This is a genomic window from Nocardia sp. BMG111209 (assembly GCF_000381925.1).
GTDB lineage: Bacteria > Actinomycetota > Actinomycetes > Mycobacteriales > Mycobacteriaceae > Nocardia.
The window spans coordinates 2,774,218-2,795,846 of record NZ_KB907307.1; the positions used below are offsets into that span (position 1 = coordinate 2,774,218).

Below are 21,629 nucleotides of genomic sequence, written 5' to 3' on the forward strand. Positions count from 1 at the left end.
GGCGACGACGATCACCGCGTGACAGCGGCATCCCCCGGGCCTGTCCGGAACGAATCATGTTCGCGCCGTTCGTTGTGCAGTCTCACAGCTCGTCCCGGCGCGACCGCGCCGCTTGCTAGCGTGGCCGCGTGGGAGCATCGAAGGTCACGCGACGGCGCGCACTGACCCTGTCCGCGGCGGCCCTGGGGGCGTTCACCGCCGCGGGAACGGCCCTCGCGGAGCCCCCGGACGCCTCGGACAATGCTCGCTATCCGGGCTATTCCGGCCGGGATCGGGCCCGGCCCTACGCACGCTTCATGGCCGAGCACACGGACCCGCCGCAGCCCGTCGTCGCGGACGCGTACGCCGGTCCGCCGGTCCCGTCCGACCGTATCCCGCCGTTCTCCGCGCTGACCACCGAACTCGCGCCCACCGGCTACTCGGCGATCGAAACCGGTTACGGGCACACCGAATCCGGCCTCGTCTGGGTCGCGGCCCGCACCGAGATGCCGCGGGTGACGGCGGCGATGTGGGACTGGTGGTTCGGCTGGCATCTGCTCGAGTCCGCCCGCTACAAACTGTGGCATCCCGACGCCCACATGTACGCCGAGGTCGCCGCCGACCGGCTCGACCGGCCGATGCCCGATCGCGCCCGCTACCTCGGTAACATCTCGTACGTCGACGAGTACATCGGCCCGAAACTCCAGCAGCTCGCCATCGCCTTCCACGACCCGATCGCGTACGGCTTCACCGTCCCGGACGACCACACCGTCGTCTTCGGCCGGGTCGGCAGCAGCGTCGCGCCGGTGGATCTGGGCTGGCTCGCCCACCAGGTCCGCCCGATTCCCGGCGGCGCCGAGATGCGCAGCCGCTTCTACCTCCGCGTCTACGGCGCGCACACCCCGGACCCCGTCCACACCGCCCGCGCCCTCGCCCGCGGCGCCGCCGCCGACCCCTCGGATCTGCTGCCCGGCATCGGCATGGCCCGGGACCTGATGTTGCACTGCGGCCAGGAGATGAACCACCTCTCCCGCTTCCTCCCCGAACTCCACGCCGAGTTCGCGGGATAACCCCCGCCCGGAGCGCTCCCGCTCCGAGCCACTCGATCGGCCGTACCGCGTACCGAATCTCCGATATTCTGGCGAGGGGCGGCGTCGTCCGGAGGGGGCGGCATGTGGGACCGGCTGTGGCAGAACGTTTTCGGTGACCGTACGGGCCCTCGCGCGACGACGGGCCCCGGTCGGCCGGAGCCCGATCCGCGGGCCGTACGGGGCACCGGAACCTGTCGGTGCCCTCGGTTATCGTCGATTCACGGATCGCGCGCAGTGCCGAAATATTCCGGGTTGAGGGAGTGACCATGGGCGGGACGAATATCGCGGCGTATGCCGTGCGGATGGCGGATGTCGTGCGGCATCTCCGCACCGGCGACGAGAACGGTGTGGCGGCTGCTGCGGATATCCTCGGATCGGAACTCACCGTACTCACCGAGGAATGGGCCCGGGAGAAGTTCGACCTCACACCCCGGGAAGCCTTGCGCCATATGGTCTCCGGCGTGAACGACGACGGTCTCGATATTCGCAAGGATTATCTGCACGATTTCCTCTACATCGACCTTTTCGACGTCCTCGTCCGATATCACGGCCGGCCGCTGGGCGGCTGGGATTCGATCCGGCCGAGCTGGTTCGGCCGCGCCGACCATGCCCTGTCCGAGGCGGGTATCGACTTCTCGATCTCCGCACTGGTCCACCGGGGGATCACGGAAATACCCGCGCAGTCCTACGATTCGGCCGTCGGCTGCCTGCCCTACGACGAGATCCCGGAGATCTACGCCCTTCTGGCCGGGCTGCGCCGCGGCGACCTGCCGCTCGAGCTCATGCACTACGTCGCCGACGTGCGCGATTGGCTGAAGCAGTGCCTGGATCAGCACCGCGACCTGGTCTGCGTCGCGGGCGGCCGGCCGATCGGCCCGGTCGCGCCCGGCCGCCGCCGGCTGTTCCCGGACGAGCGTCCGGCGGGCACCTGGCAGCAGCACGTCGACGAACAGCTGATCGCGCGCGGCCCGTTCCGCCACGCCGCCATCTTCGGGCTGGACGGCCGGCAGTGGGCCGCGAGCGCCGGATTCGAGGTCGGCGCCGCCGAATTGGCCGCACTCGAGGCGCCGCTGGCCGATCCCCGGGTGCCGTTGCCCGGTGGCGTGCGCATCGCGGGCCGGGTGTATTCCGCCGAATCGCCGGAGCGCGGCCGTATCACGGGTTCGGACCGATCGTGTCATCTCACGATTCAGCGAACGAGCAAGGCCGTGCTGATTCTCCTGGAGGCCAAACGTAAACCACTCGAGGATGCCGGCGAGGTCGAGGAACAGCTCATCGATTTCCTGGAAACCTACGGCTGACGGAGCATCGGGTGCGGCCGGCCGATTCACCAACCGGCCGGCAGCACTTTCGGTTTCCGCGTCCACCACCAGGACAGCTCGATACCGGCCGCGACTTTCCTGGAATACCGGGACAATTCGGCGCCGCCGTCGTCGTCCGTCATCTCCCGGAATCGCCGGTCGAGCTCGCCGACCACGTTCTCGAATTTCCGCCGGAGGCGGGCCGGCATCCGCTGCGAGTTCCGCTCGATACCGTCCCGCGCCTCGAGCAGGTGCAGATATTCGTGCACCGAACAATGATCGCGGGCCGCCCAGAGGTTCTCCATATCGCGAACCAGCCCGTTCCACATCCGCAGGCGGGCGAACACCCCGTGCAGCGGCGCCGTCAGGGTGGCCGCGGCCGACGGGCCCAGCCCGCTTCGTTCGACCTCGAGGCGCCGGGCGTCCAGCTCCTCCACCGCCGCACGTTCCTTCGGGGTCAAACCGGCCAGCAGGTCATCGAGATCGAGCACCGGACAAGTTTTCTACGCACGGCCCGGCGACGGCAACTCGTCGCCGGCCCGGTCCGGACGCCGCCACCGATCAGGCGGCCGTCTCCAGGATCTCCAGCGCCGCCTCGATCTGCGGCAGCGCGGGCGGGCCGAAGCCGTCGACCACACCGGCCAGGGCCCGCGCCACGTGCGGCCCGACCGCGGACGCGGTGAGCACCTCCTCGGCCAGCACGATCCCGTTGACCATGTGCGCGGCGCTGATCCGCTGATCGGCGGTGACCTCGTAACGCCAGTCGCCGAGTTGCAGCCGCTCCGGCGCGGAGCGGAACAGGCCGCGGCGGGCCGGGGTCCGGACCGCGCCGGGCACCGCGGCGAACACCGTGAACACCAGTCCGGGGCCACCGGGGCCGTGCAGCGCGCCGGCGATCACCGCGGCCGCCCGCTCCGGGTCGAAACCCGTTGCCGCCATGGATCAGTCGCCCATCGGGAGCACGAATTGCGGGGTGATCGTCTCGCCCTCGCCGGTCCGGCGGACGGCGGTGCCCGCCGCGTAGAACTCGACCGTGTGATGACCCCAGGCGTAACTCTCGATCTGGAAGTGCACGCCCGTCACCCCGATCCCGCCGTCGCGTTCGGCCTCGGCCTGCATCCGGGACATCGCCAGCTCGCGCGCCTGATAGTTGCCCTGGGTCCACTGCGGCATCTCGACGTTGGTGCCGACCTGGCGCATCGACTGCATGAATCCCTGTACCGCGACGTGGAATACGCAGTTGCCCAGCACGAACGCCACCGGCGCGAACCCGGATCGCAACAGCGTCACCATGTCCTGACCGGACAGGTGACTGGTGAACGCCTGCCCGTTCGGCCGCCGGAACCGGCCCGGCTCGGGGACGTACCGCACCGCGGTGCCCACGGCGATGAACTCCAGATGATTGGCCTCGCCGCCCACGTGCCGCCACTGCAATCGCACCCCGACGATGCCGTCGGCGTGCAGCGCGTCGGCCTCGGCCTGCATGCGCGCCATGGCATTCCAGCGGGCACGGTAGGTGGCCTCGGTGAGCACCTGGAGTTCGGCCTGCTGCCGCAGGCCGGCGAACTGGAATCCCACGTGGTAGACGGACACGCCCATGACCAGGTCGACCGGTTCGAATCCCGCGCCGTGCAGCAGCGCGAACTCGTTGACCGACAGGTCGGAGGTGAAGATCCGCCCGGCATGGGACAACCGCTCGTTCGCGGTCGGTTCCAGCGGCGGTTCGGAATTCGGTTGCACGGTTCACACCTCTCGCAGCAGCACCACCGCAACTCTACGACGCGGCGCCGTGACCGCAGCCGAAATTCGGCGGGCCTGTCGCCACCGGAGACGCTCGTCACGATCGTCCCGGAATCCGAATCACGCCGAGAGCAAACCTCCCCCGCGTCCGCCGCCGTCCCTACCCTGAGCGGGTGAGCGAACGCGACTGGCACGCCTGGCATGCCGAATACGATCAGCCCGGCAGCCGGCTGTCCCAGCGGCTCGACGCCGTACAACAGCAGATCCGGACCGCCCTCGACACCGCCGCGCCGGGCCCGCTGCGCGCGATCAGCCTCTGCGCGGGCCAGGGCCGCGACCTGATCGGCGTGCTCGCCGACCATCCCCGCCGGGACGATGTGACGGCACGGCTGGTCGAACTCGATCCCCGCAACGCCGAGGTGGCCCGGGAGCTGGCGGCCCGCCACGGCCTGACCGGAGTCGAGGTGATCGTCGGGGATGCCGCGCGCACCGACCACTACGCCCCGCTGGCCCCGGCCGATCTGGTGATCGCCTGCGGGATCTTCGGCAACATCACCGACGCCGACGTCGAGCGCACCATCGAATTCACCACGCGACTGACGGCCCCCGGCGGCACGGTGGTGTGGACCCGCGGCCGCCGCGAACCCGACCTCGTACCCCAGGTCTGCGACTGGTTCGCCGCTCACGGTTTCGAACAGCTGTGGGTCTCGGACCCGGGCATCTCGTTCGCCGTCGGCGCGCACCGATTCACCGGAACACCCGAGCCGCTGCCTGCGGGCGTCACGATCTTCACCTTCGTCGGCTACGACCGGCTCGCCGGCCCGGTGTCGTAGCGGTTCCGCGACCGGCGGCCCCGCGTTGTCCGGCGGCCCGCACCTATTGCTGCCGGGCGGCGAAACCGTCCAGCAGACAGCTCAGGGTGTATTCGACGTTGTCCTGCAACACATTCGGGTCGTGTGCATGGAACCAGCGGGTGAAGGCGCGGTGCTGCCCGGCCTCCAGCAGGGTGTCCAGGAGCGGGCGGGCAGTGGATTTCAGCTGCGCGTCGGTCGGGTTGCCGATGCGGGACCGCATGGCGTGCTCCTCCGCCAGTTGCAGTGCGGCGCCGAAGATGTGGCCGTCGACGGCCGCGGTGATCCGGCTCGCCATATCCGGGCCGACACCGGCGCGCTCCAGTACTCCGAAGCGGAAGTCGAAGTAGCGCAACGCATTCGGGCCGAACGGCGGCCGGGTGTGGATCAGCTTGCCGAACCACAGGTGACCGGTGACGGTCCGCCAGGTCGCGAGCGCGAGCGCCTCGACATCCGCGCGCCACTCGCCGGAGGGCTCCGGTAGCGCGACCTCGCCGTAGACCGCGTCGAGCATGAGGTCCACCAGGCCGTCCTTGCTGCCGACGTACCGGTACAGCGCCATCGGCGTCCGCGCCCCCACCTCGGTGGCCACCCGGCGCATGGTTATCGCGTCCGCACCCTCGGCGTCGGCGATACTCATCGCCGCGTCCAGGATCTTCTGCCTGCTCAGCGTGCTCATCGCCCGGCCGGGCGGTTCCGGCAGGGTCCAGATCAGTGCGCCGGGCGCGTCGTCGGTGGCGATGGAGACCTCCTCGTCGTCGGGTTGCTCGATGCCCCAGGTGAGTGTACAACGTTCTCATGGAGAACGTTGTACACTCACCTGAGGTGCTGATCGTCGGCGGCGGGCTGTCCGGGCTGTCCGCCGCGCTCTTCCTCGCTCACCACGGGGTTGCGGCGATGCTCGTCGAGAAGCACCGGGGCACCTCGCCGCAACCGAAGGCCCGGCGGATCAACATCCGCACGATGGAACTGTTCCGGCAGATCGGGATCGACGACGCCGTCCGCGCGGCCGGCGGCACGCTGGCCGGCTACTACCGGATGGCGGCCGGACGCACCCTGGCCGAGGCGGAACTGCTCGAGTTCACCCTGCCCGGCGGCACACCGGACTGGGATGCGATCACCCCGGCCACGGCCTGTCTGTGCGCACAGGATCTGCTCGAGCCGGTACTGCGCGAGATCGCCGAGCAGCGCGGTGTGGACGTGCGTTTCGGCACGGAGGTACTCGGCCTGACCGAACGCGACGATGCGGTCGTCGCCACCGTCCGCGGCCCGGACGGCGAAACCACCCGGATCACGACCCCGTACGTCATCGCCGCCGACGGTGCGCGCAGCCCGATCCGGCGGCAACTCGGCATCCCGCGATCCGGCCGCGGCACGCTCGGCAGCGCGGTGAACGTGTACTTCGCCGCCGATCTGCGGAATCTGGTGCGGGACAAGCCGTTCAACCTCTGCCAGATCGAACATCCGGACGCCACCGGCGCATTCGCCAGTATCGACGGCGAGCGGCGCTGGATCTTCACCACCGCCGCCGCCGAGAACCCCGCCCGCGACTGGGCCGCGACGGTCCGCACCGCCATCGGAAGTCCCGATCCCGATATCGATATCCTCAGCGTATCAGCCTGGGAGCCGGGCATGTTCGTCGCCGACCGCTTCTCCCGTGGCCGGATCTCCCTGATCGGCGACGCCGCGCACGTGATGCCGCCCTATGCCGCCGCCGGCGCCAACACCGGGATCCAGGACGCGCACAACCTCGCCTGGAAACTGGCGATGGTCCGGTCCGGGCGGGCGCCGGAGTCACTGCTGGACAGCTATCACGCCGAACGACATCCGGCCGGCTGGTTCACCGCCGACCAGTCCAGCATCCGCACCGGCAACCTGCGCGACCTGCATTCGACCTCCACCGACGGCACCGCACTCGCCGACCCGCTCGTGCTGATCCTCGGATATCAGTATCCGGCAGGCGCTTTCGTCCCCGACGGCACGATCGCGGCCCGCGACCGCCTGGACCTCACCGGTCAGCCGGGCACCCGCCTCCCGCACTTCTGGGTCGCTCCCGGCCGTTCCGTGCTCGACCTGATCGGCCCGGGTCACACCGCGCTCATCGGCCCCGAGGCCCGGCTACCTGACACGGAAGACGTTGCGGTCCATCGTATCTCGCAGCCCGACCGGCTGGGCATCACCGCCACCGGCGCGGTGCTGGTCCGGCCGGACCACGTCGTGGCCTGGCGCTGCCCCGCGACCTCCGACGGCGTCATCCGGCTGCCCGATCCGCGGACGCAACTTCGTCACATCCCCTGACGCCGTTCTCATTTCATCGTCGCGAGGTTGTGCCAGAGGTTCCGCAGGCTGTCGGTGCCGCCGAACAGCGTCGTGAAATTGGTGGAGTCGACCAGCACGATATCCCCGGCGCGATCACCGCCGGGTGGCAGCCAGATCACCGCGTTGAACTCGGTGTCACCGGCGTCGGTGAACGGATGCGGCCGGGTCGGATCGACACGCTGCCGGCCGAGCACCCGGACCGCGTCGCTCTCCGGTCCGGTGAGCTGGTAGTGCGGCAGATGCGGGTGGAAATTCAACGTCGTCACGTTGTCCAGCAGCCCGGGGCGATCCAGGTCGGGAAACCGGGTCAGCGGCGCGATCCGGCCGGTATCGGCCACGACGGCGGGCCGCAGCCCCCAGATGTTGTGCACGGGCACGTCCAGCGCCGCCATCAGGGAGCGGGTGTACCCGCTGAATCGCTGCTGCCGGGGCACCAGTGGGTCGCCGTGATGGTGATATTCGGTCTGCCGCTGGGTGAGATCGTCGGTGAAGCCGACGTCGTGATGGGGTGCGAGCAGCAGACAGGTACCGTCGCGGCGCAGCCACTCCCGCAGCGCGTCGACCTCCCCGGCGTCGGCCTCCTGCCCGGCGAGCAGATGGTCGAGCCCGAAGACCATCAGCGTATCGGTGTCGGCGAGGATCCGTTCGTCGATCGGCAGGTGATATCCGGCCTGGTCGACGCGCTGGAACACCGCGACCGGATGTCCCGTCGCCGCACCGGCGACCCGCTGGAACGCCAGCGTCGACCGGTGGAAGAGTTCCAGGGTGCCGGCGATCCCCTGCAGAAAGTTCGCGGATTCGAAGTCCGGCGTCTCGTAGGCCGGCCAGGCCGCGTTGCGGACCTCGGTGATCGTGGAGAACCGATTGTAGATCTCGGCCGGATCGCGCTGGGCCTCCCAGGGATAACTCCAGGCCCAGTAGATACCGATCCGCCGCCGCCCGTCGGCCGGACGCGGGATGTGGTCCTGATTGTAGGTACGCGCGGACACGGGAGCACTCACGCCTCGGACCACCTTTCACTCGTCGAGCGTCGCCAGATGACGCAGTGCCCGCAGGCCGGGGAGGAAGAAGTACGCGCCGCCGGTGAGCGTCGTGAACGCCGGAATGCCTTTGTGCACAGTGCGAATGGGCCGCCGGGGGACGGTGAAATCCAGGGTGCCGTCCTGCGCCCCGCAGATGGGATCGTGTTCGTTGCCGAGTTCGTGGAAGGTCCGGTCGTTGATCCACACGTTCTGCGCGAACTCGAATTGCCGGACCAGATCCGCGCAGATGATGAACGCCGCGATCCCGCGATCGGCGCCGTCGTCGGGCACGCCCTCCGGTAACGCGGGACCGTAGGTGGCGCCGCGGCGGATCAGCCTGCGGCGGTTCATGTTCGCCGCGGTGTCGCGGGGGTTGAGCCGCCGGGCGTGCGCCCCCAGCGGTACGGCGTAACCGTGCGGGTCCATCCGACCGTAGTCGAAGTCGTTGTTGCGCAGGGGATCCGCGCCCAGCTCCGGATCGTCGCGCTCGGGGGCGAGTACCAGCGGGGCGCCGCTGCGCCAGCGCCCCATCAGCTTCGCGGCCAGCAGTTCCCGCCCCTCGGGGGTATCGGCGTGCGCGTGCAGGAAATCGCGGAACGCGCCGACATGTTCGCGCAACCGCCGGTAGGCCAGATAACTTCCGTTGCGGGACAACACCTCCGGTTGCGGCAGTCCGCGGGGCGGACCTTCCTCGTCGGGATAGCCGAGAACGAATTCCCCGGGCTGCAACGCGGCGCCGGAACCCGGGGTGGGCCGCTCCCCCGAACCCGCGATCACCGGTTGCGACAACCGATCCCGATACCCGAAATGGTCGTGGGCGTGGTCGAACGGCGGCGTGGCGTTCAGGTCCAGATGCGACAGCACCCGCACCCCCGGGCAGCGCGCGACATGTTCCCGGTGCGCGTCGGTGCTGCGCCGATGGTCGGATTCGGTGCGGGCGAACAGGATCGCGATCGCGTGCAGATCGGCGCCGGCCAGCCCGCCCACCCAGTTGCCGGGATCGTTCGCGCCGGTGTCGCCGAGGATGTCGGCGCGCGCGGCCATCCCCTCGCGGAAGGCGGCGGGAAAGGTGCCGAGCGCGGACTCGGACACCCCGAGGGCGCGCAGACCCTGCCAGGTGAAGGCGAGGGTGATCCAGCGCCGCGCGTCGTCCACGGTGGCCCGGACATCGGCGGCGGACTGGACCCGATCCAGCAGACCGGACAGCCAGGCCCGGCCACCGGCCGGATCGCCGAAGGTGAGGAATTCGTAACGCCCGGTCATCGCCGGGGTCCGGGTCAGCAGGATGTGCTGGATATCGTCGAGTTCGAGCCCGCCGGCGGGATTCACTGCATCTGGTCGAGCATGTCCGAGAACGCCGCCTTCAACCGCAGCGCCTTCTTGATCTCGTCGGCGGTGACATACGGATATTCACCGTATTCGAGAAAGCTGGGGCACTGGTGCTCGCGCACGAAACGCACGAAGGCCTCCGGATTCTCCCGCCAATCCGCCGGGAACCCTTCGAGGTTCGTGAATACGGTCGTGATGCCGGTCTTCGAGAACAGCATCACGGCATCCTCGGTGTACTTGTCGAAGTCGGTATCGAATATCCCCTGGTACTGGAAGTGCAGACCGGATCCGACATCGAACAACTGCCAGCGCAGATAGTGCAGCCGCAGCGGCGCCAGCACCTCCGGATCGTTCGCCACCGCCTCCTCGATCTGCTTGCCGTAGGCCCGGATCGCCTCCTCCCGGCCGGGTTTCACCTTGGCGATGATGGAGAATCCGTAACAGGCCGGCGTGCGCGGATAGGTCGGGCCGTACCGGCCGCGGCGCAATTCGAAATAACCTTCCGCCGGAATCGCCAGGGCGGCCGGTTCGGCCCAGTCGAGATCTTGAGCAGACATGTCGACATCCACCTCGGTCCGGAAACTGGAGCGCGGACAGTGCGGCCAGCCTACTGCCGGCCGGCCCCGAGAATTCCGACCGCTACGAAATCGTTCGCCATCCGTTCGCCCGGGTGAGACCGTCCATCCGCAGATCCGGCAGGCGTTCGGCCCGCCCCCGCTGATCGCCGTCCCCGGCCACCGGCGTCACACCGGACGCCGGCACCTCGCCGTAACCCGTTGAGCCGCAACTGCTCCGGCTACGAGGGCTGGGCCAGGCCGTTGAACTTGTTGGTGTAGAACTTGGTCGGGTCCAGCGGGCCGTGGATCGCGCCGGTGTCGCGCAGCCAGCTCTCCCAGCGGGCGAAGTCCTGATCGGAGATGACACCGAATCTGGCCGGGACGCCGACGGATTGCCAGTACTTCAGGGTGGAGGTGTCCTCGCCGGAGCGGTGCCGGGCGGTGATGATGTCGCTCATCTTCGCGACCACCTGATCGCGCGGGGTGTTGCGCTCCCATTCGAGGGCGCGGGCGACGCCGGTGGTGAAGATCCGGACCGCATCGGCGTTCTTCGCGATCACATCGTTGCGGAACACGTAGGGGCCGCCGTCGATCGGGCCCCCGTACTCGTCGAGTTCGGTGAAGACCGGGCGCAGGCCGCCGATGGCGAGCGCGCGCTGCTGGAACTGGCCGCTCAGCGCGGCGGCGTCCACCTGGCCCTTGCGGACCGCGTCCTCGATGTTCGGCGGGGGCAGCGGCACCAGCTGCACGGATCTGATCTGGTCCAGGCTCAGCCCGGCCTTGGCGAGCGCGTCGTGGATATCGGCCTCGTTCTGACCGCCGAGGGTGTTCACCCCGATCTTCTTGCCGACCAGATCGGCGGCGGTGTGCACGGGACTGTCGTTGGGCACGTAGTACCCCTGGAACGACTTCTCGTCCGAGCCGTAATAGTTGATCACCGCGGTGATCGGGGCGCCGGCGGTGATCAGCTTCGCCACCGCACCGGCGAACGCGCCGCCGAAATCGACCTGACCGGTGGCGGCGGACTGGATCTCCTGCGGGCCGCTGATCGTGGTGCCGGACCATGCCAGCTTGACCTTGCCGTCGAAGTAGCCGAGGCTCTCGGCCAGTTCGGGCACCGTCACCTGATCGGTCCAGCCGAGGTAACGCAGTGTGGTGACACCGTTCTCGGCATGCACCGACTCGCCTTTCCCGCAGGCGGACAGCGGGAGGGCCAGCGCGACGATCGCGGTCAGTACGGTGGCGCCCCGGAAACGGAGACTCCGAAAACTACGCGGCTTCACAACAAGTCCTCTCGATACACCACATCGTGGATCCATGTGCGGCCTCATGCTAGGGCGATCCGCGGCCGCGGCCTGCCCTTGTGTTCACCGTGATCGCAACCCGCCGCGGCGCCGACTTCCGGTGCGGCACGCCGAGTTCGGATCAGCCGGAGCGGGATGGGTCACCGCGGCCCGCCGGATTGTTAGCGTCGACGGCGTGAATCTGGATCTGGACGGGAAACGCGCGATCGTGACCGGCGGCAGCCGGGGTATCGGGCTGGCCGTGGCGCGCGGACTGGCGGCCGAGGGTGTCGACGTGGTGATCGCGGCGCGGGACGCCGAGCCGCTGGCGGCCGCGGCGCGAGCGGTGGCGGAACAATCGGGCCGGCGGGTGCTCGCCGTCCCCACCGACACCGGCGACGACGAGCAGGTGCGGCGCCTGGTGGACCGCACGGTCGCCGAACTGGGTGGCGTCGACATCCTGGTCAATTCGGCCGCGACGCCGTGGAGCGCCGGCGCGAGCACCGATCTCGCGGCGACCTCGGACGATATCGTCCGGCGCGAGGTGGAGATCAAGGTGCTCGGCTATCTGCGCACCGCGCGGGCGGTGGCGCCGCATCTGGTCGCGCAGGGCTGGGGCCGCATCGTCAACATCAGCGGACTCGGTGCGCGGCAAGCCAATTCGATCGCGCAGACGATCCGCAACGTGAGCGTGTCCGCGCTGACCAAGAATCTCGCCGACGAACTCGGGCCGCACGGCGTCAACGTGACCGTGGTGCATCCGGGACTCACCCGCACCGAGCGGCTCACCGAACGCTTGACCGCGCAGTCGGCGCAGTCCGGGAGATCCGTCGCCGAACTGGAGGCCGAGGCGGCGCGGAACTCGCTGCGCCGGGTGATCGATGCCGAGGAGGTCGCGAATGTGGTGACCTTCCTCGCCTCACCGCGCAGCGTCGCGATCACCGGCGACGCGATCGCCGCCGGCGGTGGCGTCCCCGGATCGGTGTACTACTGACCGCGGGCGGCCCGGCTGACGGTGTCGAGGTAGCGCAGCGCGTCGGAATAGCTGTCCAGCAGCGAGGTTTCGCGATAGGGCACGCCCGCCTCGGCGCAGAACTCGCGCACCAGCGGCCGGGCCGCGCGCAGATTCGGCCGCGGCATCGACGGGAACAGATGATGCTCGATCTGATAGTTCAGCCCGCCCAGCGCCGTATCGGTCACGGGGCCGCCCTTGACATTTCGTGAGGTGAGCACCTGGCGGCGGAGGAAGTCGGTGCTGTCGCCGGCCGAGAGTATCTCCATCCCTTTGTGATTCGGGGCGAAGGTACATCCCATGTAGAGACCGAAGATCCCCTGCTGCACCACGATGAACGCCAGCGCCTTCAGCGGCGACAGGATCAGGAACACCAGACCGAGGTACAGCACGGCGTGCGCGAGCAGCAGCACCGCCTCCGGGGCCCGATGCCGGAGCGGCCAGCTCAGCAGTGCCCGGACGCTCGCACCGTGCAGGCTGAAGCCCTCCAGCAACAGCAGCGGGAAGAACAGCCACGCCTGGTACCGGAAGATCCACCGGCGGAAGGTCCGGTCGGCGCGGGCGCGTTCGCTGGAGTGGGCCAGCACCCCCATGATGTCCGGATCCTCGCCCTCGGTGTTGGGGTGCGCGTGGTGCCGGTTGTGGTTGCTGGTCCACCAGCCGATGCTCACGCCGATCGCCAGATTGCCCGCGATCGCCCCGAACAGGTGATTGGCCCGCCGGGTGGCGAAGATCTGCCGGTGACCGGCGTCGTGCCCCAGGAAGGCGAACTGCGGAAACACCATGCCCAGGAACACCGCGACGGCCAGTTGCCACCACGAGTCGCCGAGCAGGACGAAGACGGTCCAGCCACCGAGCAGCGCCGCGGTGACCAGCGCGGTCTTCCAGGCGTAGTAACGCAGCCGCCGATTCAGCAATCCGGCCTCGCGCACCCGCCTCAATAGCACGGCGTACTCGCTGCCACGCGGAGCCACCGCGCTGTCCACCGTCACGGACTGCATTCGCCTGCCTTACTGGCCGTAGGGGCTTTCATCATTGCGGGTTGCGCCCGGACCGGTGTCCCCGGGTCCGGTGAATCACGACCAGAGTGCGACGAGCAGGCCGCGCGCCGGTGAACGGACGTGCTGTCCGGCCGAACATCTATATGACGAATCGACTCGGCGGTCAGCGGGACCGTTCGTCCGAACGATCCTCGAGTGCCGCCGCGAGCGCCCCGGCGAGCAGGGCCACCGGCCGCTGATCGTCGCGCGCCAACCGCTGCAGGGCGCTCAATGCGATCGTACCGGGTAGTTCGGCCAGCGCTTGGGTGAGTCGCATGCGGACCGCCGAATCCGTTGGGTGCGAAGCGAATTCGTCGTCCAGCGCGGAGAGGATCCGGCCCGCCCACATCGGGTCCCGAGCCAGGGCGCCGAGCAGTTCGGCCGCCTCCACATCGTTGGGGCCCGCGACGACGGTGTCGACGAGCGCCGGCACCGCGCGCGTCACGCCCCGCCCGCCCAGCGCCAGCGCGGCGCCGCGCCGGACCGCCGGGTCCGGATCCGCAAGCGCGTCGCCGAGTATCGCGGTGGTCTCGTCGCCGGGCACCTCCGCGAGCGCCAGCACCGCACGGCGGCGGACCCCGGCATCCGTGGCCGACAGGCCGGCGGCGAGGCGCGCGACACCCTCACCACCGGCCCGCGCCAGCGCCCAGCGCAGCGCGCCCGCGACATTCGGATCGGATTCGGTGAGCACCGCGTCGGCCAGCAGTTCGGCGGGCACGGCCACCGGCTCGGCCGCGGCCAGCACCGCCTGCTGGCGCCGCCCGGGACTGTCCGAACCCAGCCCGTGCAGCAGTTCCACGACGCGCGCGACATCCTGCCAGCCGGCCGGATCCGCCGCGTCGACCGCGCGCAGCCGCTCCAGCAGTTCCTGCTCCCGGCTCAGCCGTTCCGTACTCTTACGGATGAGGTCGCCGACCAGCTCGGCCGGGGTGAATCCGGGATCGTCGAGGGCCCGTGCGATCTGCCGCAGCGACAACCCGAGGGACCGTAGCCCCTCCACGTGGAAGATGCGCCGGATGTCCGCCGGTGAGTATTCCCGATAGCCGCCGACGGTCCGGCCGGTCGGCCGGACCAGCCCGAGCGATTCGTAGTGCCGCAGCATCCGCGCACTCACCCCCGAGCGGCGGGCGGCCTCCCCGATCAGCACTCGGTGCTCTCCTTCCGGTCCGGTCCGAGCGCGGCGACCCGTTTCGCCTCGTCGACGGCGAGCGCGAAGCCCGCCTCGGGATCGTCGAGCATCCGCCGCGTGACGCTCGCATGCGCCCGCACGGCCGGGTCGACGCTGTCCGCCGCGGCACGCAGCACCGGTTCGGCCGCCTCGCCGAGCGCGACGAGCGCGCGGCTCAGGCTCAGCCGGGTCTCCCGGTCACCGCGCGCGAATCCGGTGGCCAGCTCGGCGGCCAGCGCGGCGCGGTCCTGCTCGGGCGCGAGTACGACCGCGGCCCGCCAGGCACTGCGGGCGACCTCGGTGTCGGCGTCGTGCAGCAGCGCCGGCGTGATCGCGGGCCAGGCGGCCCGATCCCCGATCTTCGACAGTGTATGCAACGCCTGACCACGGGCCTGCGCGCGTCCGGACCCCAGTTCCGCACACAGTCTCGGCACCGTGTGCCCGGCCGGCAGCCGGGTCAGCGCCCAGGTCAGCATGTCCCGGACGAAGAAGTCCGGCTCGACCGCGCAGCGGTGCAGCAGCGCGTCGAGCGCCCCGGGCCACGGATCGGTGCCGACGGCCAGCGCCGCCCGCAACCGGACGGACGAATCCGCCGCGGCCAGGGCCGCCAGTCGCGGGTCCGGTATCGAGTTCATGGGAACCACCTCCGCGACCCAGTGAAGGCCTTGCCATCGTGACAAGGTCAAGTTCCCGCGCGGAACGCGGCGAGCAGGAAGTCGACCATGTCGCGGAGGTAGTCCGGCGAGGTCCGGGCAGATCGCTCCAGCAGGAAGTCCGGCGCGGCCTGCAGATGCATGATCGTGGCGCCCAGCAGCAGGTCCAGCAGCAGGGTGACCGAGGTTCCGGCGGGCAGCTGACCCCGATCGATCGCGCGGCGGACCAGTGCGCGGGCGGCGGACACCTGCGCGTCGCGGGCGGCCTTCCAGCGCCGTTCGACCGCGGGCACCTGATGCGCCTCGACCGCGAGCCGCATCGCCGCGCGGCCGGTCGGGCCGAGGTGGGCGTCGCGGATCTGCCCGGCGAGTCGCAGCAGATCGGTGCGCACGTCACCGGTGTCGATATCGTCGAGGTGGCCGAGCCGGCCCAGCGCCTCGGCCAGCAGTTCCTCGCCGCTGTGCCAGCGCAGGTACACCGAGGCCTTGCCCGCGCCCGCGAGCCTGGCGACGGTCTCGACCCGGAAACCACCCCAGCCGTCGCGGCCGTAGACCTCGAGCGCGGCGTCGAGGATGCGGCGATCCACCTCGGGATCGCGCGGCCGCCCCGGTCCACTGGTCGTCATCGCCACCTGCCCGTCTCGGGAGCCGTCCGGAACATTGCCGAACGGTTGCGTTCAATATAGTCTGGGCGCGGTGGACGACCTGGATCCGAATACGCCGGTGCTCGTCGGGGTCGGCCAGGCCGCCGAACGCATCGATGACCCGGAATATCGCGGACTGTCCGCGGTGGAGCTGGCCGCCGTCGCCGTCCGGGCCGCACTCACCGATACCGGCGCCGATCCGGCCGCCGTCGCGGCCCGCCTCGACACCGTCGCGGGCGTCCGGCAATTCGAGATCTCCACGCCGGGAGCTCCTGCGCCACTGGGCAAGTCGGACAACTATCCGCGCTCGGTCGCCGACCGGATCGGGGCGGATCCCGCGCACGCGATCCTCGAGGTCGGCGGCGGCCAGTCCTCGCAGCATCTGGTGATCGAGCTCGCTCGCGCCATCGCGGACGGAACCTGCCGCGCCGCAGCGGTTTTCGGTTCCGAGGCGATCTCCACGGCCCGGCACCTGGCGACCGCCGACCCCCGCCCCGACTTCACCGAAACGCGCGGCGGGCAATTGGCGGATCGCGGATACGGCCTGTCCGGCATGGTCAGCCGGTACTCGGCCGCACACGGTCTCACCGACGCACCCACCCAGTACGCCCTGTTCGAGAACGCGCGCCGCGCCCGATCCGGTCGCAGCCGCGAGCAGTACGCCCGGGAGATGGGTGAATGGTTCGCGCCGCTGTCCCGGATCGCGGCGAAGAATCCCTACGCGGCCGCGCCGGTGGAACGCGGCGCCGACGAACTGGCGACCGTGACCGACCGCAATCGCCTGATCGCCGACCCGTACCCGCGCTTCCTGGTCGCCCGGGACCAGGTGAACCAGGGCGCGGCGGTGGTGCTGACTTCGATCGCGGTCGCTCGCGAACTCGGTGTCCCCCGGGCGAAATGGGTTTTCCTGCACGGCCACGCGGAGCTGCACGAGCAGCAGATGCTGGCGCGGCCCGATCTGGCCGAGGCGCCCGCGCTGGTCCGCGCGGCGCGGCACGCGCTCGAGGTCGCGGGCATCGGGGCCGGCGAGCTCGCGACCATCGACCTGTACAGCTGCTTCCCGATCTCGCTGTCGCTGATCGCCGACGGCCTGGGATTGCGCCCGGACGATCCGCGCGGCCTCACCGTCACCGGCGGGCTGCCGTTCTTCGGCGGCGCGGGCAACAACTACTCGATGCACGCCATCGCGGAAACCGTTGCGCGCCTGCGTACCACACCCGGCGGCTACGGCTTCGTCGGCGCCAACGGCGGCACGCTCAGCAAATACTCCGCCGCGGTGTATTCGACCGTCCCGGCCGCGTGGCGGGAGGACCGCAGCCCGCAACTACAGGCGGACCTGGACACCCGGCCGACGGTCGAGGTGGCGATCGCCGCGAACGGTCCGGGCACGATCGAGACCTACACCGTGAAATACGGCCGCCGAGGGCCGTTCGGCATCGTCATCGGCCGGCTGGGTGACGGCCGCCGGTTCCTCGCCACCGTCGATCCGGCCGACACCGACCTGCTCACCACCCTCACCACCGGTGATCCGATCGGACTTCCGGTGTACGTCCGGTCCTCCGGAAAAGGCAACCGCGTCACCGCAACCCGCGACCGGATGGACCAACTGCATCCGGTCCGGGTACCGGCCTTCCGGGAGACCTACGAATTCGCGGAGATCCGCCGCGACGGCCGCCTGCTCGAGGTCACCATCAACCGGCCCGAGGCCCGCAACGCGCTCACTCCGCAGGCCAACGAGGAACTCGACGAGATCTTCGACGCCTACTTCGCCGATCCGGACCTGTGGGTGGCGATCCTCACCGGCGCCGGCGACCGATCCTTCAGTGCCGGAAACGATCTGCGCTATGCGGCCAGCGGCAAACCGATGTGGATCCCCGAGAACGGCTTCGCCGGACTCACCGGCCGCCGCGCGATGACCAAACCGGTGATCGCCGCCGTCAACGGCTTCGCCATGGGCGGCGGCTTCGAGATCGCGCTGGCCTGCCACCTCGTCGTCGCCGACGAGACAGCGCAATTCGCGCTCAGCGAGGTCCGGGTCGGACTCGTCGCGGGCGCCGGCGGACTGGTCCGGCTGCCCCGGGCCGTCCCGCCGAAGCTCGCCACCGAGCTGATCCTCACCGGCAAGCGGATTCCCGCCGCCGAGGCGCACCGCCTCGGACTGGTCAACCGGGTGGTCCCCGCGGGTACGGCCCTCGCCGGAGCCCGCGCCCTGGCCGCCGAAATCCTCACCGGCTCACCGACATCCGTGCGGGCCTCGCTGCAGGTCATGAACGAGACCGCCGCCGTCACCGATGTCGTGGACGCGGTCAACCACCCGTCCCGGGCCCTGGACGACCTGATGATCAGCGAGGACATGCGCGAGGGCCTGCTCGCCTTCGGCGCCGGCCGCCCCCCGCACTGGAAGAACCGCTGACCGCCGCGCACGCGCCGAATTACTTTGCCCGCGGGTTCCGATCACGGTTACGGTCGTTCACATGCAGCGCACAGTGGTCATCGGTGACATTCACGGCTGCTTCGACGAATTGCTCGAACTGGTCGCGGATGTCGGACTCGGCGCGGACGATCTGCTCGTCGGCGTCGGCGATCTGGTCGATCGCGGGCCGAAGCCGTACGAGGTCGTCGACTATTTCCGTACCCGGCCGAATTCGATTGCGCTGATGGGTAATCACGAGCGCAAGCACGTCCGGGGCATCTTCTCCTATTCCCAGGAGATCACCCGCCTGCAGGCCGGCGACCGCTACGCCGGGATGGTCGACTGGATGCGCGACCTGCCGTACTACTACGAGAACGACCAGGTCCGGGTCGTGCACGCCGGTATGCTGCCGGGTATTCCGCTCGCCGCGCAGCGCGAGGAGATCCTCAGCGGCACCACCCGCGGCATGCGCGAACTGGACGCCGCGTTCCCCGGGAGTTCCTGGCACGACCACTACACCGACGACACCCCGATCGCCTTCGGCCATCTGGTGGTCGGCAGCACCCCGCTGCTTCGCGACGACCGGATCTTCGGCCTGGACACCGGCGCCTGTCACGGCGGCAACCTGACCGCTGTCAGCCTGCCGGACAGAACGATTCATTCGGTCCCGGCCCAGGCCGACCACTGGTCGCGGACCCGGCGGGAATGGCAGTTACCGGTGCTGCGCTCCACGCCGTGGACCGAGCACAAGTGGGACCGGATCGACGAGACCGTCACGCAGTACTCCGCCCCCTCGTCCGAATCCGCCACGCGCACCTGGCTTTCCGCGGTCGCGAACTGGACGGCGCACATCCACGCGGCCCTGCCCGCACTGGCCGCCGAGGCCGATCGCGTCGCCGCGAGCCTGGACACCGAGGAGATCCGGCGGCACCCCGCCGGACCGATCCTGTTCCAGGCCCGGCGCGGCAATCTCGATCTCCCGGGCCTGGAACGGCATTGCAACACCCCGCGCCGAACCCTCGACCTCGCCGCCGCACTGCACATCGACCTGCCCGACCCGCCGCGATGACGACCGCCCTCTTCCGTCCGGAAGTTGTTCTTGACGGGACGAGGGCGGGTGATGGAAGCTGCTGATGCCGGAAATTACCGGCAGGTAACAAAGCTGGCGGGCGCGGTGCAGCCCTGGCGGTACGGGGAGGGTCGATCGATGACGATGGCTGGGCGCGTGGACGGCGGGCAGAGTTCCCGGGCGGGGCGGCGGGCGCGGCGGCTGCTGGCCACCGTCGTGGCCGCCACGGTGGTGCAGTGCGGATGCGTGGCGGCGGCCCAGGCCGCGCCCGGCGATTTCTTCACCTACGACGACAGCGGGATCGCGGAATACGCGGCCGGTAGCGTGCTGGACACCCGGACGCTGTCGTATCACCTTGCGGGACTTCCCGTTCCGGTGACGGCGATCCAGATCCGGTACCGGACCACCGACGCGCAGGGGCGGCCCGCGTCGAATATCACCACGGTGCTACTGCCGCCGGGACCGCGGCGAGCCGGGGCCGCGGTGTCCTACCAGTCGTTCTACGATTCGCTGAATCCGGCGGACAGTCCCTCACGGGCGGTGGCCGGCGGAGTCAGCCTGGGGCAGTTGGTCAATACCGCGGAGGGGTTCTACGTCGCGCAGTTGCTGGCGCGCGGGCTGCCGGTGCTGTTGCCGGATACCGAAGGGCAGCAGGCGGATTTCGCCGCGGGACCGGAGTACGGGTACACCACGCTGGACTCGATCCGGGCCGCGGCACAGGTCGAGGGCACCGGTATCGACGGCGGAACCCGGATCGGGCTGCTCGGCTACTCCGGCGGCGCGATCGCGACGAATTGGGCTGCGGCACTGGCCCCCTCGTACGCCCCGGAGGTCGACGAGCAACTCGCCGGCGCCGCCGAGGGCGGGGTGCTGGTCGATCCGGCGCGCAATCTGCTCTACGTCGACGGCAGCGTCGGCTGGGCCGGGGTCGCGGGCATGGCGATCGTCGGCGTCGGGCGCGCCTACGATATCGACTTCGGGCCCTACCTCAGCGCGTACGCACAGCGTCTGCTGCCGCGGCTGGAGTCGGCCTCGATCGCGAACGTGCTGTTCCAGTATCCGGGGCTGACCTGGACGCAACTGGTGAAACCGGAATACGCCGACCCGCAGTCGGTTCCGCCGTACGCCGAGGTGACACGGAAGATCAATCTCGGGACCGCGCCGACACCGACGGTGCCGATGTTCATCGGACAGGCCGCCAACGGGGTGCTCGAGGGGACCGACGGCAGCCGGGCCGGAATCGGCCCCGGCGACGCGGTGATGGTGGCCGGCGATGTGCGCGCTCTCGCCCGCCGATACTGCGCGGACGGCAATTCCGCCGTCGACTACGTGGAATACGGTCCGCTGAGCCACATCACGGCCGCTCCGCTGGCGATGCAGGCCGAGATCGACTGGCTCGACCACCGGCTCGCGGGTGAGCCCGCGCCGTCCACCTGTGGATCGATCCCGCCGGGCAATTCGATCGGCTGATCCCGGTCGCGGTCACCGCCGGCGCGTGTAAACCCTTGGCCTCAGCCTGCGCGAATATCTCGCGCAAACGACGAGCAGCCACCACTGTTCATGCAGAGGTACGCACATCCCACTTCGATGGAGGCGCACATGACCGCGACCGACGAGTTCCTGGCCAACAATGCCGAGTACGCGGCGAACTTCACCGGTCCGCTACCGCTGCCGCCGAGTAAGCACGTCGCGGTGGTGGCGTGCATGGACGCCCGGCTCGACGTCTACCGGATCCTCGGGCTGCGGGACGGTCAGGCGCATGTCATCCGCAATGCGGGCGGTGTGGTGACCGACGACGAGATCCGCTCCCTGGCGATCAGCCAGCGACTGCTGGGCACGACCGAGATCATCCTGATCCATCACACCGACTGCGGCATGCTGACCTTCACCGACGACGACTTCAAGCGCACCATCGAGGCCGAGGTCGGGATCAAGCCGGCCTGGGCCGCGGAGGCCTTCCCGGACCTGGACGAGGATGTGCGGCAATCCATTCGGCGCATCGAGGCCAGCCCGTTCGTCACGAGTACGACCTCCCTGCGCGGATTCGTCTTCGACGTCGCCACGGGTAACCTGAACGAGGTGCTGCCGGTCTCGTAGCGAGATGCGCGCCGGTGACGAATCGGGCATCCGCCCTTGACACTCCCCGGGCAAATTGATA

The 21,629-nt window shown here is 69.9% G+C and carries 21 protein-coding genes; 9 read left to right on the plus strand and 12 right to left on the minus strand.

Annotated elements, in window-relative coordinates; translation table 11 throughout:
* Positions 1 to 128 precede the first annotated feature (128 nt).
* Together G361_RS0112800 and G361_RS0112805 are read left to right on the plus strand one after the other, a co-directional pair.
* Positions 129 to 1,049: a DAPG hydrolase family protein gene (locus tag G361_RS0112800; protein ID WP_019927478.1), complete on the plus strand. Its 921-nt coding sequence runs from the start codon at positions 129 to 131 to the stop codon at positions 1,047 to 1,049.
* A gap of 287 nt (positions 1,050 to 1,336) precedes the next feature.
* A complete protein-coding gene (locus G361_RS0112805) occupies positions 1,337 to 2,371 on the plus strand; it encodes a profilin (protein WP_036494113.1) in 1,035 nt (344 codons plus the stop codon).
* A gap of 26 nt (positions 2,372 to 2,397) precedes the next feature.
* On the opposite strand, the gene G361_RS0112810 is transcribed toward G361_RS0112805, so the two are convergent.
* The 3 genes from G361_RS0112810 to G361_RS0112820 form a co-directional block, all read right to left on the minus strand.
* On the minus strand, positions 2,398 to 2,862 hold the full coding sequence (locus G361_RS0112810) for a hypothetical protein (RefSeq protein WP_019927480.1): 465 nt from the start codon (positions 2,860 to 2,862) through the stop codon (positions 2,398 to 2,400).
* 70 nt (positions 2,863 to 2,932) lie between these two features.
* Positions 2,933 to 3,310, minus strand: coding sequence for a DUF5073 family protein (locus G361_RS0112815; protein WP_019927481.1), 378 nt, complete (start codon positions 3,308 to 3,310; stop codon positions 2,933 to 2,935).
* 3 nt (positions 3,311 to 3,313) lie between these two features.
* Positions 3,314 to 4,087 (minus strand): heavy metal-binding domain-containing protein, encoded by a 774-nt coding sequence (locus tag G361_RS0112820; protein WP_369797914.1) that lies wholly within the window; start codon positions 4,085 to 4,087, stop codon positions 3,314 to 3,316.
* A gap of 197 nt (positions 4,088 to 4,284) precedes the next feature.
* Here G361_RS0112820 and G361_RS0112825 point away from each other — a divergent pair, with 197 nt between their 5' ends.
* Positions 4,285 to 4,944 (plus strand): class I SAM-dependent methyltransferase, encoded by a 660-nt coding sequence (locus tag G361_RS0112825; protein ID WP_019927483.1) that lies wholly within the window; start codon positions 4,285 to 4,287, stop codon positions 4,942 to 4,944.
* 43 nt (positions 4,945 to 4,987) lie between these two features.
* Here G361_RS0112825 and G361_RS0112830 read toward each other — a convergent pair whose 3' ends face one another.
* Positions 4,988 to 5,641 carry a TetR/AcrR family transcriptional regulator gene (locus G361_RS0112830; protein WP_019927484.1) on the minus strand — a complete coding sequence of 218 codons (654 nt, stop codon included), beginning with the start codon at positions 5,639 to 5,641 and terminating at the stop codon, positions 4,988 to 4,990.
* A gap of 119 nt (positions 5,642 to 5,760) precedes the next feature.
* Here G361_RS0112830 and G361_RS43455 point away from each other — a divergent pair, with 119 nt between their 5' ends.
* Positions 5,761 to 7,260, plus strand: a complete 1,500-nt coding sequence (locus tag G361_RS43455) for an FAD-dependent monooxygenase (RefSeq protein WP_063711811.1) — start codon at positions 5,761 to 5,763, stop codon at positions 7,258 to 7,260.
* 8 nt (positions 7,261 to 7,268) lie between these two features.
* Here the strand turns inward: G361_RS43455 and G361_RS0112840 are convergent, their stop codons facing one another.
* The 4 genes from G361_RS0112840 to G361_RS0112860 all read right to left on the minus strand — a co-directional run bounded on the left by G361_RS0112840 (position 7,269) and on the right by G361_RS0112860 (position 11,472).
* Positions 7,269 to 8,270, minus strand: a complete 1,002-nt coding sequence (locus G361_RS0112840; RefSeq protein ID WP_019927486.1) for a hypothetical protein — start codon at positions 8,268 to 8,270, stop codon at positions 7,269 to 7,271.
* Between the two features lie 27 nt (positions 8,271 to 8,297).
* Positions 8,298 to 9,566, minus strand: a complete 1,269-nt coding sequence (locus G361_RS0112845) for a peroxidase (protein WP_052172782.1) — start codon at positions 9,564 to 9,566, stop codon at positions 8,298 to 8,300.
* 62 nt (positions 9,567 to 9,628) lie between these two features.
* Positions 9,629 to 10,189 (minus strand): hypothetical protein, encoded by a 561-nt coding sequence (locus G361_RS0112850; protein ID WP_026342979.1) that lies wholly within the window; start codon positions 10,187 to 10,189, stop codon positions 9,629 to 9,631.
* 239 nt (positions 10,190 to 10,428) lie between these two features.
* Positions 10,429 to 11,472, minus strand: coding sequence for an ABC transporter substrate-binding protein (locus tag G361_RS0112860; protein WP_019927490.1), 1,044 nt, complete (start codon positions 11,470 to 11,472; stop codon positions 10,429 to 10,431).
* A 196-nt stretch (positions 11,473 to 11,668) separates the two neighbouring features.
* Here G361_RS0112860 and G361_RS0112865 point away from each other — a divergent pair, with 196 nt between their 5' ends.
* Positions 11,669 to 12,466, plus strand: coding sequence for an SDR family NAD(P)-dependent oxidoreductase (locus G361_RS0112865; RefSeq protein ID WP_026342980.1), 798 nt, complete (start codon positions 11,669 to 11,671; stop codon positions 12,464 to 12,466).
* On the opposite strand, the gene G361_RS0112870 is transcribed toward G361_RS0112865, so the two are convergent.
* From G361_RS0112870 to G361_RS0112885, 4 genes are all read right to left on the minus strand, one after another.
* The gene (locus tag G361_RS0112870; RefSeq protein WP_019927492.1) at positions 12,460 to 13,485 is read right to left on the minus strand and encodes an acyl-CoA desaturase; all 1,026 of its coding nucleotides are present in this window, start codon (positions 13,483 to 13,485) and stop codon (positions 12,460 to 12,462) included. The two genes, G361_RS0112865 and G361_RS0112870, sit on opposite strands and share 7 nt — an antisense overlap.
* Before the next feature lie 163 nt (positions 13,486 to 13,648).
* The gene (locus G361_RS0112875) at positions 13,649 to 14,671 is read right to left on the minus strand and encodes a MerR family transcriptional regulator (protein WP_019927493.1); all 1,023 of its coding nucleotides are present in this window, start codon (positions 14,669 to 14,671) and stop codon (positions 13,649 to 13,651) included.
* Positions 14,665 to 15,327, minus strand: coding sequence for a HEAT repeat domain-containing protein (locus tag G361_RS0112880; protein WP_019927494.1), 663 nt, complete (start codon positions 15,325 to 15,327; stop codon positions 14,665 to 14,667). Before G361_RS0112880 ends, G361_RS0112875 begins: the two co-directional genes overlap by 7 nt.
* A 47-nt stretch (positions 15,328 to 15,374) precedes the next feature.
* Positions 15,375 to 15,971, minus strand: coding sequence for a TetR/AcrR family transcriptional regulator (locus G361_RS0112885; protein WP_019927495.1), 597 nt, complete (start codon positions 15,969 to 15,971; stop codon positions 15,375 to 15,377).
* 70 nt (positions 15,972 to 16,041) lie between these two features.
* Between G361_RS0112885 and G361_RS0112890 the strand changes: the two genes are divergently transcribed.
* The 4 genes from G361_RS0112890 to G361_RS0112905 all read left to right on the plus strand — a co-directional run bounded on the left by G361_RS0112890 (position 16,042) and on the right by G361_RS0112905 (position 21,568).
* Positions 16,042 to 18,402, plus strand: coding sequence for an acetyl-CoA acetyltransferase (locus G361_RS0112890; protein WP_019927496.1), 2,361 nt, complete (start codon positions 16,042 to 16,044; stop codon positions 18,400 to 18,402).
* 61 nt (positions 18,403 to 18,463) lie between these two features.
* On the plus strand, positions 18,464 to 19,471 hold the full coding sequence (locus G361_RS0112895; RefSeq protein ID WP_019927497.1) for a metallophosphoesterase: 1,008 nt from the start codon (positions 18,464 to 18,466) through the stop codon (positions 19,469 to 19,471).
* A 144-nt stretch (positions 19,472 to 19,615) separates the two neighbouring features.
* Positions 19,616 to 20,941, plus strand: coding sequence for a lipase family protein (locus G361_RS0112900; RefSeq protein WP_052172658.1), 1,326 nt, complete (start codon positions 19,616 to 19,618; stop codon positions 20,939 to 20,941).
* A gap of 129 nt (positions 20,942 to 21,070) precedes the next feature.
* Entirely contained in the window at positions 21,071 to 21,568 is a 498-nt protein-coding gene (locus G361_RS0112905; RefSeq protein ID WP_019927499.1) for a carbonic anhydrase, read from the plus strand.
* The last annotated feature ends 61 nt before the right edge of the window (positions 21,569 to 21,629 follow it).